The organism is Gilliamella sp. Pas-s27 (assembly GCF_009795865.1).
Lineage (GTDB): Bacteria > Pseudomonadota > Gammaproteobacteria > Enterobacterales > Orbaceae > Gilliamella.
This window is the reverse complement of record NZ_WTEW01000007.1, coordinates 84,775-98,737: the sequence shown is the minus strand read 5'-3', so window position 1 is coordinate 98,737 and position 13,963 is coordinate 84,775. Positions and strand designations below refer to the sequence as shown.

Here is a 13,963-nt window from a genome sequence, read left to right as displayed (position 1 = left end):
ATAACGCATAATCCACTGATTGTTGTTTGAATTCGATACTAAATTTTTTGACCATGATATTTGTCTCCTATGATTTTTGTTTATACCATAGAGGCAACTTTTGTCCACTTTTTTGGCGAGGATCAGAGTAGTAAAGCGATTGAGAGGCGGTGTTTTTTTATAGTAAACTAGTTAACCTCTAATTTGACAGTTATCTGATACTATAGATAGCTGTCAGATTAATTTTGAAAATATAGTTAAATATTATATGATTGATTGAATTTCTCTACCCATCAAATTTTGTTATAATTACAACAAAAATCTCTTTGTTAAGCGATTAACGTTGGTAAAGATAATGAAATTTAATGAAGATACTCGCGTAAAAATTCCTGTTATTCTGCATTTAGTCCGTTTAGGCTATCAATATCTATCACTCAAAACCCAGCAATGGGATAAAAATACCAATATATTTCCGGTTCAATTTCATGAAGCCATGGCTCGAATTAATCCTGCGCTAACTCAGGATGAGATTAATCGTCTGTTGCAAGATATTAGCCTGTGCCTTGATAATGAAGACCTTGGTAAAACTTTTTATGAAATGTTAATCAATCGTTCAGGTATCAAGTTAATTGATTTTGAAAATTTTAATAATAATAGCTTTCATGTTGTGACAGAGTTGACCTATCAAAACGAAGATGAAGAGTTTCGTCCGGATATTACTTTATTGATTAATGGATTACCGCTTATTTTCATTGAAGTAAAAAAACCGAACAATCGTAAAGGGATGCAAGATGAGTATAATCGCATTAATAGACGTTTTCAAAATAAAAAATTTAGGCGTTTTGTTAATATAACTCAGTTTATGATTTTTTCTAATAATATGGAATATGATGAAAATGCATTGCAGCCAATTGATGGCGCATTTTATGCTAGTCCATCTTACCATAAACTGAGCTTTAACTATTTCCGAGAAGAAGATTTAAACTTTACAACGTTACTTAAATCATTAAATGAAGAACAAGAGCTGGTCATCTTAAAAGATAACAACTTGGAAGTTATTCGTGCCAGTTCGGAATTTGATATTAATAAAGACCCCAATCGACCAACTAATCGAATTTGTACGTCCCTAGTAAGTCGGCAACGCTTAGCTTTCATCTTACAATATGCTTTAGCTTATGTTTCTGAGCGTGATGGTTTGCAAAAACATATCATGCGTTATCCGCAGATCTTTGCTACTAAATCTATTGAAGAGCGACTTAATAGCAATATTAAAAAGGGTATTGTTTGGCACACCCAAGGTAGTGGAAAAACCGCATTAACCTATTATAATGTCCGATTTTTAACCGATTATTTTCAAAAAAAGCAAATTATTCCTAAGTTCTATTTTATTGTGGATCGGATTGATTTGCTGGAACAAGCTCAACGCGAATTTACTAACCGAGGATTAGTCGTCCATGTTATTAATTCTCGAGAGCAGTTTAGCCAAGAAATTAAAAATCAAAAAGCGATTCATAATCATAGTGGCCGTCCTGAAATTACGGTTGTTAATATTCAGAAATTTAAAGACGATCCTGATGTTATTTTAAATAACGATTATAACCTTTCGATTCAGCGTATTTATTTTCTAGATGAAGTCCATCGCAGCTACAAACCCACGGGTAGTTTTTTAGCTAATCTTACTGATTCTGATCGAGATGCCATTCATATTGGTCTAACCGGAACACCACTGTTAGGTGACAATAACTCACGTCGTTTATTTGGTAATTATATTCATAAATACTATTACAATGCCTCTATTTCTGATGGTTATACATTACGTTTAATTCGTGAAGATATTGCAACACGTTATAAACATTCGTTACAAAAAGCGATTGATGAAATTGAAGTTAAGCAAGGTGAAATTAACCGTTCTTTAGTGTATGCCGATCCCCATTTTGTCGAGCCAATGCTTGATTACATTATTACTGACTTTGAAACCAGTCGTCATGCCTATAATGACGCATCAATTGGCGGTATGGTAATTTGTGATAGTGCCGAACAAGCAAAGCAAATGTTTACGATTTTTAATGAAAAATACGCGGGGCAATCAAGACAAGCACCACTCAAGGCGGCCAATGAAAGTATTTATTCCGTTTTAAAAATCGAAGAACCGAACAGTTATTATGAGACTAAAAAATGGCAAAATTGTCGGGTGAATTCTGCTGCACTAATTTTACATGATGTTGGAACCAAAGAAGATCGTAAAATATTGGTAGAAGAATTTAAAGCGGGAAATATTGATTTTCTATTTGTTTACAATATGTTACTTACTGGTTTTGATGCTAAACGGCTTAAAAAGCTCTATCTTGGACGTATCATTCGCCAACATAACTTGCTACAGGCACTCACACGAGTTAACCGACCTTATAAAAATTTTCGTTATGGTTATGTTGTCGATTTTGCAGATATACGTAAAGAGTTCGATGCAACAAATCGCGCTTATTTTAATGAGCTACAAGAGGAGTTGGGTGATGAAATTGAGCATTATTCACACTTATTTAAGTCGTCTGAAGAAATTGCAGCAGAAATCGAGCATATCAAAGATGTATTATTCCGTTTTGATTGTGAAAACGCAGAAATTTTTAGTGATCAAATCAATCAAATTGATGATAAAAAAACGTTAAATATATTAAAAAGAGCGTTAGAAGATACCAGAAGCCTTTATAATATTATTCGTTTACAACAAGATTATGTTTTTTTAACTCACCTTGATTTTGAAAAGCTCAATCATCTTTATCGAATGACGGTCGATAGGTTAACTACTTTAAATTATAAAGAAAGCATTGAACAAGGCCGTGATGACCTCAACTTAATCAATATCGCTCTGGAAGATATTATTTTTGAATTTATCAAAGTCGGGGAAGAAGAACTAGTACTTGCCGATGAATTTAAAGAAACACTTCGTAAAGCGCGCGAAGCATTAAGTAACAATTTTGACCAAGAAGATTCCAAATTTATCACGCTCAAAGAAGAGTTAGAAAGACTGTTCAAAAAGAAAAATTTACGTGAAATCACACAAGAAGAGATGAAACAAAATATACCAGTATTAAATCATATTTATCAGCGTATTAAAGAACTCAACCGTCAAAATGAACTACTTCGGAAAAAGTATCAAGGTGATCGAAAGTACACCCGATTACATAAACGTTTGTTAGAAAATCATCAAACTCAAGCATCGGAACGCAATATTTATGAAGCACTATTCGGTGTTAAACAAAATACGGATGATTTAGTTTTGCGTAACTTGCAAATATTGGATAACGAAAGTTATTTTAAACGAATGGTTATGCCAAATATTATTGAACATTTTGTGGAACGCCAAAATATCAATCTTAGCATTAACGCATCAGACTATCTCAATCAATTGATTGTAAATGAATATTTAAAAGAATTTAATTATGGAGCCTATTCGTGGTAATAGAAACTAAGTTACAAACTAATACCCTAAAACTTATTGATGATTTAAAAAGCGTTTGTGCTAACTATGGGTTAGGCAACGATGGCAATGAATTTAAAATCATTACTCAAGCATTTTTATACAAATTTTTAAATGATCAATTTATTGCTGAGGCTAAAAAGAAAGATAAAAATCTTGCCAAAGTCAAAGATGCTGAAGAGTTTTATAAGTGTATATCAGCAATGAGTGAAGATGATTTTGCGCAATTAGAGCGAAAAATGGATGGAAATATTGCTAAATTGAAGCCGATTCATTTTATCCGTTTTTTGTTTCAGCGGCAAAATGAAGGTGACTTTGCTAAATTAGTTGATGATACCTTGATTGATATAGCGACATTGAATAATGATATTTTTGCCATCAAAACTGAAGGGGAGGCCAAAGTCATTCTTTTTGATCGCATCAGCCAATTTATTGCCGATCCCGCAAAGCGGGATGAATTCTGCCGAGCAATCATTAATAAGCTGGTGAACTTTCAATTTAGTTTTGAAGGTAGCTTTGCAAAAGGCTATGATTTTTATGCCACAATCTTTGAATACCTCATTAAAGATTACAATAGTAACAGCGGGGGAAAATATGCTGAATACTATACACCCCATGCAGTAGCACGCATTATGGCAGCAATTTTGGTACCCAAAGAACAACATAAAGTATTAAGAAATATTAGCTGCTACGACCCTGCAGCAGGCTCTGGGACACTATTAATGAATCTTGCTCATGCGATTGGTGAAGATCGCTGTGCTATTTACACGCAGGATATTTCGCAAAAATCATCTAACCTTCTACGCCTTAACTTAATTTTAAATAGTTTGGTTCTTTCTATTTCTAATGTGATTCAGGGCAATACATTACTACATCCCTATCATAAAGAAGGCAATCGATTAAAACGATTTGACTATATCGTCTCTAATCCACCATTTAAACTCGATTTTAGCGATTTTAGAGAACAGTTGGATTGTGATGAAAATCGACAACGTTTTTTTGCTGGAATTCCAAAATTTAAAGCAAAAGACAAAAGTAAGATGGAAATTTATCAGCTTTTTTTACAGCATATTATTTTTTCGCTTAAGCCAGCAGGAAAAGCGGCTGTTGTTGTACCAACTGGATTTATTACCGCACAATCTGGTATTGATAAAGCAATCCGTCAGTATTTGGTCGAAAATAAAATGCTAGCCGGTGTCGTGTCAATGCCCAGTAATATTTTTGCAACAACGGGAACGAACGTTTCAATTTTATTTATCGATGGTGCGAATAAAAGTGATGTTGTGCTAGTTGATGCCTCCAATTTAGGTGAAAAGATTAAAGATGGGAAGAATCAAAAAACCATTTTAACGACAGCTGAAGAACAACAAATTATTGAGATTTTTAACCAAAAACAAATAAAAGATGATTTTTCGGTAGTAGTAAGCTATGAGGAGATTGCTAATAAAAACTACTCATTAAGTGCCGGACAATATTTTGATGTCAAAATTGAATATGTCGACATTACCCCAGAAGAGTTTGCTGCAAAAATGAAGAAGTTTAGTGATAATTTGGAAAGCTTATTTAGTCAATCTCGCCAGTTAGAAGATGAGATTAAAAATCAGTTGGTGAAGGTGAAGTATGAGTAAAGCTAACAGTTTTCAAAACGGTAACTTAAGTCAATTAATGTTTTTTAGTAATGGGAAATCTACTGATAAAAACAATGGAAACATTCCTATTTACGGTGGAAATGGTATTTTAGGTTATACCTCAAAAAGTAACTTTTCAAATATATTAATTATTGGGCGAGTTGGAGCCTATTGTGGGAGTGTTCATATTGAACCTAATGACTGTTGGGTATCAGATAATGCAATTGCAGCAATACCTAATCCTAACAGCTATAACTACTATAATTATTATTTACTTCAATCCTTGCAACTTAATTCTAAAAAAGTCGGTTCAAGTCAACCTCTGTTGACACAAAGCATATTAAATAATATTTCAGTTAAAATTGAACTTAATAAAGAAAAACAGAAAAAAATAGTTTTCATATTAGAAAAAATAGACAAAAAAATCGAACTCAACAATCAAATCAACGCTGAACTTGAATCAATGGCTAAAACACTATATGACTATTGGTTTGTACAGTTTGACTTCCCCGATGAAAATGGTAAACCCTACAAGTCATCTGGTGGAAAGATGGTCTATAATTCGGTGCTTAAGCGTGAAATTCCTGAGGGGTGGGAGGTAGATTCATTAGAGAAACACCTTATATTTAAAAGAGGTATATCTTATAAAAGTACTGATATCTCAGGTGGAGATGGTTTACCTTTTATTAATCTAAACTCTTTTTCGTTAAATGGTCAATTTAAATTTGATGGGACGAAATTTTTTTCAGGAAAATATAAAATTGATAGCTTATATTCTTGTGGAGAGCTTGTTATTGCTGTTACAGATGTGACTCGAAATGCTGATATTATTGGTAAAGCATTTATTATTCCAAATGTTTTTGATAAAGTGTTAATTTCTTGTGATGTTGCCAGTGTTAAATCGCAAAGATTAAATAAATTTTTTTTAGAACAGTTATTTAATTCCTATAATTATCATAATTATATTAAATATTTTGCATCAGGAACTTTGGTTCTACACTTAAACTTAGACGGCATTAATTGGTTTTATATAGCTCTTCCTCCGTTGAGTTTATTAGAAAAGTATGAAGAATATTGTGCACCAATATTGACTAAAAAATCGAAAATATTGGAAGAAAACAATCAATTGAAACAATTTCGAGATTTTCTTCTTCCGATGTTGATGAATGGACAAGTAACCATAAAAGATTGATTCACCCTATTAAGCCGTTTTTATGACGGCTTTATTCGTTATTTTGCACTAAGTTTATTTTGTGCTCTTCAAGCTGCCATCAAAATAGTTATACGTTTAGTTATATTTTAATTTTTAAAAATTAAAAAAATTTCATTAATTATAGTGATATTAAATAAATTCAACTGACGCCAGCTCATAACGACAGAAACGAAATAAGGTAAATCTATTACATTTCAACTTACTTAATTAACTAATTCGATAAGATAAAAGAGTGAACTCCCCCACAAAATCTGGATTGTTTAAAATCTACTTTTTTGGTGGTGGTTCATTATCCCTGTGCATACAGGGAATACGTGATCAACCTGCTACTAAATCCCTAGGTACTTGTATTCCCTATACACATAGGGATAAAATTGAATCATCACCAAAATATTAGACAGTACTCACACTTATCATATAGATGATAAATGCACAGACTCTTGGCTCTATTTTTATACTAATCTTAATCTATAGAGCCAAGAAAAACTAATCAACAATAATACGACCATTCAAAGGTTGAATTGGACGATTGTTGTCGTGATGCATGATTGAGTGGAATTTTTCGATTTGTTCGGCTGATGCACTACTTTCTTGTTCTAACACAATCCATCGAACACCTTCAGTACAAGGTGGTGTTGTTAGTGAACCGCTAAAGCGATAAAAATCCAATTTATTTGGCAGTAAAGCCTTAATATCGACTGATTGAGATAATGTGGCGGTACTTCCTTCTTTTTCTGGCATTTGTTGCCAAGCTTTCGCTAATTCAGGGTTAGATTTTCCTTTATTAAACATCAAGGCAACAACCGCTAAGTCACCATTTTTGTTTTTATAAACAAAATGAGCTTCCATCGGAAAAAGTTTACCTTTAATTTTATTTTCGCTTGGCGAATGAAAATGGAACTGTTGTAAGGTAAACAGTTCGTTGTCAATTTCAAGCGTATTACCATCATTAACATTAATTTGAATTGTATGACCGTTATTGATGATTTCTTGCTTACTTTGTTTAAATGCTAGTTTAAGTTTATCGTGGTGCGTTTTAAAAACATGTTCAATATTGATTGGCGATTGATTTTTTCCTGTTTCGCAGGTTGAAAACTCTGGCGAAAGGTGTCCCCAATTTTCTGGATTATTTTCGCCGTCATAACCCCAATGAGGCGCCGATTCTGTTGCAGCACAAGATAGGCTGGTAACCATTAAAGCCGTAATTATTGCATTAAATTTCATTTTGTTTTTATGCTAGAAAGTTGATTAGTAGGAACCAAATTATACGCCTCAAAAAAGCACCTTACTAGAATCGCACATCATCACTTTTTGATATTTTTATAAAAAAATTGTTTGACATTTAAACAAAAAAATAAACTAAAAAATAACCTGCTTTATTTGCTGTTGATTTTACTCTGTCTAAGGCAATGCATAAAGCCAATAGCATTTTCTTATTATTAGAGCAAAAAACTTCAATAAAATCAACACCTTTCCTGACCGATTTTTGAGTGCTAATTAGATTATTTTTAGTAAAAAAAATCTAGCTTTTTATAGCAATAAAAAATTTAGCATAATCGTTTTTTACTTATTAATTTATTTCGAAATAATCAAGGGTTACATCATTCCCTGTTTTATAGATGCTTTCATTATTGTGCTAATAGGTGATCAAAAAGTGTTTTTAGGGCATAAAAAAACCTGCCATAAGCAGGTTTTAACAATTCGGTAGTTGGCTCCTCCAACAGGACTTGAACCTGTGACATACGGATTAACAGTCCGCCGTTCTACCGACTGAACTATGGAGGAACACTTAACAAGCGAAATATTAACGATCTATTATCACAAAGTCAATTAGTAAAACATTAAATGCAATCAATTGCTCACCTTGTAAACAAATTTAAAGTAACTATGCTAAAATAGCGATTAACTAACATAACAGGTAAAATCAATTGATGAAAAAAAATATTTGTGTTTTTTGTGGTGCAAGTGAGGGCAGTCGTCCAAAATATCGCGAGCAAGCCGAACAATTGGGTAAAATCTTAGCTCAGCAAAATAGGCGTTTGATTTATGGCGGTGGTAATAAGGGATTAATGGGCATTATTGCTAATGCGACACTAGCGCATGGTGGCGAGGTGATTGGTATTATTCCTGAACGCTTAGTCAAAGCCGAAACTGCACACCACGGTATTACTCGTTTAGAGGTGGTAGATAATATGCATCAACGTAAGGCAAGACTATCCGAACTTGCTGATGGTTTTGTTGCAATGCCTGGTGGAACAGGTACGCTAGAAGAAGTTTTTGAAGTTTGGACGGGAATGCAAATCGGTTATCATGAAAAACCTGTTGCTTTATTTAATGCTGCTGAATTTTGGCAGCCTATGCTCAATTTTTTACAACATGCGGTGAATGAAGGGTTTGTTCGAGATAGTTTTTATAAAACATTAATTGTTGATAATGACCCTGAAAGTATGCTTCAAAAAATGGATAACTTTATTCCTAAAAATTTGCAACGTTGGGTTAAAAAGTAGTTTGAAGAATAAAAAAACGCCATCATTTGATGGCGTTTTTTTATATTATTAACATTAAGCAACAGTTCCAGCTTCTGATTCTGGTTGTTTAATAAATGCATAAGCTACACCAGCAAGAACAGAACCAACAACAATAGATAATAAGTAGCCTCCTACTGGTTTAACAACGCCCGGAATTGCTAAAGCAAATAACCCACCATGTGGCGTCATTAATTGAGAACCAAAGGCTAACGCCATACCACCAGTAATAGCACCACCAATAATACAACATGGAATAACACGTAATGGGTCACGCGCGGCAAATGGAATAGCTCCTTCTGATATAAAGCATAAGCCTAATACTAGTGAAGCTTTACCACTTTCTTGCTCAGCTTTAGCAAATTTTTTGTGTGCAATAAGTGTTGCAATCCCCATTGCTAAAGGAGGAACCATTCCGCCAGCCATAACAGCTGCCATTGGGGCATAAACTTGTGCTGAAATTAGACCTGTACCAAATGCGTATGCAACTTTATTAATTGGCCCACCCATATCGGTACACATCATACCACCTAAAATAGCACCCAATATAACAGCATTAGCAGTACCCATTGAATTCAACCATCCCTTTACAAAATCCATTAACCATGCAATAGGGGTACCAACAATAAATTGCATTACAAGACCTGTAATTAACGTTGCAAATAACGGTACGATTAAGATTGGTTTTAAAGCTTCTAACGTTTTTGGTAATGGTAAATATTTTGTTATTAGTAGCGCCAAATAACCCGCAAAATAACCAATAATAATCCCACCTAAAAAGCCGGCGCCAGTCGATACTGCCAGTAAACCACCAACAAGACCCGGAGCAAGGCCTGGTCTATCGGCAATAGAATAAGCAATATAACCTGAAAGCAGTGGTACCATAAGTGAGAAAGCTAGTTCTCCAATTTGAGCTAAATGTGATTCGCCAATTAATTTTTGCACGCCATCAACCATTTCAAAGGAACCAAAAGCAAATGAAAGTGCAATAATCAAACCACCTGCAACAACCATTGGTAACATATAAGATACACCAGTTAAAAGATGTTGATAAACACCTTTTTTCTCATTGTTTGATTTAGTTGTTGAAGCATTAGCGCTTGGTTGATACACGGTTGCTTCTTCAAATGCTTTATCAAATTCTTGCGCTGTTTTTTTCAGAGCTGGACCTGTTTTGGTGCGATAAAGTTTTTTACCTGCAAATTTGCTTAAATCAACGTCAATATCACAAGCAGCGATAACTACATCGGCCGAAGCAACTTCTTCTGGCGTAAGCTCATTACCAACACCAACCGAGCCACGAGTTTCAACTTTACACCACCAACCACGTTTTTTAGCTTCTTCTTCAATTGCTTCAGCCGCCATAAAGGTGTGAGCAACACCTGTTGGGCAAGCGGTAACAGCAACAATGCGTTTTACCCCTGTATCATTACTTGATGTTGGCGCAATATTATTGCTTGCTTGATAAACTACAGCTTTACTTTGTGCATCAGTTAAAACTTGTCTTGGATTAGCAAAAAGCGGGTTTAAATCCTCAACCACATAAACTTTTTTACCTGTCACAGCTTTATCGCTAATGACACCCGAGCCAACAGCAATAATAACATCTGCTGATGCGGCATTTTCAACTACATTTAAATTTAATGCATTTGCAGCTAAAGTTAATTCAGCTTTAGCTAAACGTCCATTAACTGGACCTGCATAACTACCTTCAGTAATATAAATATTCATGAATACTCCTTATCCAGCAATTATTTCGATTTTTTCTAACATATTATTTACAGCTTGACGATCAGAAATCCCCACACCAGCCTGCTCAACCGATAATGCAGCAACGCTTGATGCAAAAACTAAAGTGTCTTTTATTGATTGTTCAGTCATTAAACCATACATTAAACCTGCAACCATTGAATCACCAGCACCAACAGTACTAACGACCCGACATTTTGGCGGTTTTGCCAACCACGCTTCATGTTTAGTTACCCATAAAGCGCCTTTACTACCTAATGATATGATGACATTATCAACACCACCATTAACTAGATCCATAGCAGCTTTTTTTACATCGTTTAATGTAGGTAGCTGATGCCCTATCCACATTTCGAGTTCTTTATCGTTTGGTTTAATTAACCATGGCTTAGCTTTTAAACCAGCAACGAGTGCATCACGACTACTATCAAAAATAACTTTTGGACAAATGGCTTTGACTTGTTCCATCCAATGAGTGAATTTTTCAAGTGAAACACCGGCTGGTAGACTACCACTAATGGCAACCATATCTATATTTTTTAGCCATTCTAGCGAGCTGGTAACAAAATTTTGCCAGTCTTGTTCACTAATTGTGAAGCCTGAAAAGTTAAGATCGGTAACTTCGCTATTTTCTTCGGTCAATTTGACATTAATGCGTGTACGACCTTCGACAGTTTGAAACTTATCAACCACATTTAGTGATTTAAATAATAAATTAAAACCATCACGGTTTTCTTTACCTAAAAATCCACCAACGGTTAATTGAACGTCTAAATCTGATAAAACTTTAGCAACGTTAATACCTTTACCAGCTGCAAGTAAAGCATTGGTTTGGACTAAATTAACATCACCAAGTTCAACTTTAGGACAAAACCCCAAAAGGTCATAAGCTGGATTTAAGGTAATTGTTGCAATACGATAAGTCATTTAAGCACCCTCACCTAAACCACTTTCAATCGCTTTACCTATAGCATCAAGCGCTTGCTGCGCATCATCACCAATAGCAGTAAATTGTAATCGACTACCTTTTTTAGCACCTAATGCAACAATTTTCATTAAGCTAGTTGCACTTACTGGTTCCGCTTTACCATCTAAATTAGCAACTGTCACTTTGCTGTTAAATTCTTTAACGAGTTTAACTAAAACAGATGATGGGCGTGTATGTAAGCCGTTTTCGTTAGGAACAATAAACTCACAAGTAAGTACACCATTATTGGAGCTAACTTCTGATACAGAATTTTCTGTAGCAGTTTGTTGTTCAGCAACAAGTAGATTAATAAGTTTATCAGCATTGGCTGAGACTAGTTGGTCTAAATTTTGATTGAAAGCTAAAGAGGCAATATTGTTAACAACACCAGAAATAGAATCATCAACAGCAGATATGGTAATAAGTAATTTAACAGGGTTACCATTTTCATTCAAATTATTCGTTGTACGGCTAATGGCAATGGCATTTTTTACGTTACCTGTTTTACTATCATTTAACCAAACACCTTGACCAAGGTAATTAGGTTTGTTGTCTAGTACATCAGTAATAAAAGTTGTATTTACCGCGTTTTGCTGCTTTAAACGTGAGGCATTTAAAGCTTGTAGCATAGCTAAACTGTCGGCTGGAATATCAAGTAGCAATGATGATGAATCAACAACAATTTGGTTATCTTCAGTACTTGTTTTACCCGTTAAAATGGCAATGGCTTCGTCGGCGGTTTGAATTTTTTTAATTCGTTCCTCTACTCCATCGGCACCAAGTACATGAGTTAATTGTCGAAGCAATTCTAAATGTTCGTCAGAACTTGCTGCAATACCAATAGCAAGATAAGCCTTTTCACTATCATCCCCCCACTCAACACCATTCGGAAAACAAAATACTTGCACTCCAGTTTTTTTGACTAGATGTCGAGTTTTGGTTGTACCATGAGGAATGGCAAGACCTATACCCAGATAGGTTGCCGCTTGTGATTCTCGTTCAAGCATTCCGTCAACATAACCTTGTTCAACAAATCCCGCACTAGTTAAGGCTGCAGCAATTTTTTTTATCGCTTCAGTTTTATTAGCGGCTTGTTCATTTAAATGAATGTTTTCTGTAACTAAATGAAACATATAATAAATACCTCAGGGTTGAATGTATGTCGATTAAAAAATTTACACAAAAGTAAATCTTTTAATCAACCTCTATTGAATCGTTTCAGCAATAATGAATAGATTAACATGAATAATCCAATAAATTATGGCTATCAATAACCTATTTGTGATCTAGATCTTGTTTTTATTTAAACCGTCAAAATGATAATAAAAATTTTGCTTATCAATTTATTATCGTCCTAAGCTACCGCGATAGATCAATCGTCTTGGGATAATTGTTGTGCCAGATTGATAATTCTGATTATCCATATAGTCTAAAAAAAGTTTTATTGTGACGTTAGCAACTTCTTTATGATCTTGTGAAAGTGATATGACTTTACATGGTAAAAAGTCTAACAACTCGTTATCACCAAAAGTCGCAATGGTTAAGCTTTCAGGTAAATGACCAAATTTTCTTAAAATTGCATCGATCGTTCCTTGTAATAACGAAAAGGAAGTGGTGAAAATACCATTAGGCATTTCATTGTGTTCTAACCATTGACTAAAAGCTAAATCTGCATCGTGACGACTATAATTATTTGCATATAAAAAATCAACTTTATTGCAACGATTAAGTTTGATATCGTTAAAACCATCTAGACGGAGTTGGCTAACCGATAAGCTAGGTAAAGCCCCAATATAAACAACAGAGCCTTCTACAAAATTATTGAATGCTTGAGCCAATAATGTTGAGTCTTGTTTATCTGCACCAACGATGTTTCTAAATTTTGTTGTAGATAATGTTCTATCAAGTGCAAATAGTGGGATTTTTTCGTTTCGCCAATCATCATAAAAAAGATAGTCTTGGGCAGAAACAAATGACGATGAAACCAATAATGCATCGACGCGACGTTGTTGTAGATGTTTAACGCACTCTTTTTCGATTTGTGGATTATCTTCTGAACATGCAAGTAATAATTGATACCCTTCTTTTCTTACCAATTGTTCTAAATAATTAGCAATACGGGTATAACTGTTATTTTCTAAATCAGGAATAATAATACCAATAGTGCGGGTTTTACCTGCTCTAAGTCCAGCTGCAACTGCGTTAGGTTGGTAATTGTACTCTTTTACCACCGACATGACTTTTTCGATTGTTTTATCACTAACGCGGTATTTTTTGGCTTTTCCATTAATCACATAGCTCGCCGTGGTTCTTGATACACCAGCCAAAAGTGCGATTTGTTCTAATTTCATAACACAATCTCAACTAAAATACTGTTATTTAACCTGAATCAAAACCATTTGTAAATCTGATTCTAATGTCTAGTCA

At 34.3% G+C, this 13,963-nt stretch carries 9 protein-coding genes and 1 tRNA gene; 4 read left to right on the top strand and 6 right to left on the bottom strand.

Translation table 11 applies throughout. The annotated features are described in order from the left end of the window. Positions 1 to 334 precede the first annotated feature (334 nt). Genes GQ589_RS04415 through GQ589_RS04405 form a run of 3 tightly spaced genes read left to right on the top strand, consistent with a single transcriptional unit; the run spans position 335 to position 6,274 of the window. Positions 335 to 3,436, top strand: a complete 3,102-nt coding sequence (locus tag GQ589_RS04415; protein WP_160424808.1) for a type I restriction endonuclease subunit R — start codon at positions 335 to 337, stop codon at positions 3,434 to 3,436. Next, entirely contained in the window at positions 3,430 to 5,082 is a 1,653-nt protein-coding gene (locus GQ589_RS04410; RefSeq protein WP_160424806.1) for a class I SAM-dependent DNA methyltransferase, read from the top strand. Before GQ589_RS04415 ends, GQ589_RS04410 begins: the two co-directional genes overlap by 7 nt. Further along, positions 5,075 to 6,274, top strand: a complete 1,200-nt coding sequence (locus tag GQ589_RS04405; protein WP_202115023.1) for a restriction endonuclease subunit S — start codon at positions 5,075 to 5,077, stop codon at positions 6,272 to 6,274. The genes GQ589_RS04410 and GQ589_RS04405 overlap by 8 nt, the downstream gene beginning before the upstream one ends. A 507-nt stretch (positions 6,275 to 6,781) precedes the next feature. Here GQ589_RS04405 and GQ589_RS04400 read toward each other — a convergent pair. Together GQ589_RS04400 and GQ589_RS04395 are read right to left on the bottom strand one after the other, a co-directional pair. Further along, positions 6,782 to 7,519 (bottom strand): carbonic anhydrase, encoded by a 738-nt coding sequence (locus GQ589_RS04400; protein WP_160424804.1) that lies wholly within the window; start codon positions 7,517 to 7,519, stop codon positions 6,782 to 6,784. Between the two features lie 485 nt (positions 7,520 to 8,004). After that, positions 8,005 to 8,080: transfer RNA gene (locus GQ589_RS04395), tRNA-Asn, on the bottom strand. A gap of 146 nt (positions 8,081 to 8,226) precedes the next feature. Here GQ589_RS04395 and GQ589_RS04390 point away from each other — a divergent pair. Next, positions 8,227 to 8,802, top strand: coding sequence for a TIGR00730 family Rossman fold protein (locus GQ589_RS04390; RefSeq protein WP_160424801.1), 576 nt, complete (start codon positions 8,227 to 8,229; stop codon positions 8,800 to 8,802). A gap of 54 nt (positions 8,803 to 8,856) precedes the next feature. Here GQ589_RS04390 and fruA read toward each other — a convergent pair whose 3' ends face one another. From fruA to cra, 4 genes are all read right to left on the bottom strand, one after another. After that, complete coding sequence (gene fruA / locus GQ589_RS04385) at positions 8,857 to 10,551, bottom strand: PTS fructose transporter subunit IIBC (RefSeq protein WP_160424800.1); 1,695 nt, start codon at positions 10,549 to 10,551, stop codon at positions 8,857 to 8,859. A 9-nt stretch (positions 10,552 to 10,560) separates the two neighbouring features. Further along, positions 10,561 to 11,496 carry a 1-phosphofructokinase gene (fruK, locus tag GQ589_RS04380; protein ID WP_160424797.1) on the bottom strand — a complete coding sequence of 312 codons (936 nt, stop codon included), beginning with the start codon at positions 11,494 to 11,496 and terminating at the stop codon, positions 10,561 to 10,563. Next, complete coding sequence (gene fruB, locus GQ589_RS04375) at positions 11,497 to 12,669, bottom strand: fused PTS fructose transporter subunit IIA/HPr protein (RefSeq protein WP_160424795.1); 1,173 nt, start codon at positions 12,667 to 12,669, stop codon at positions 11,497 to 11,499. A gap of 213 nt (positions 12,670 to 12,882) precedes the next feature. Further along, positions 12,883 to 13,887: a catabolite repressor/activator gene (cra, locus tag GQ589_RS04370; RefSeq protein ID WP_160424793.1), complete on the bottom strand. Its 1,005-nt coding sequence runs from the start codon at positions 13,885 to 13,887 to the stop codon at positions 12,883 to 12,885. Between the last annotated feature and the right edge of the window lie 76 nt (positions 13,888 to 13,963).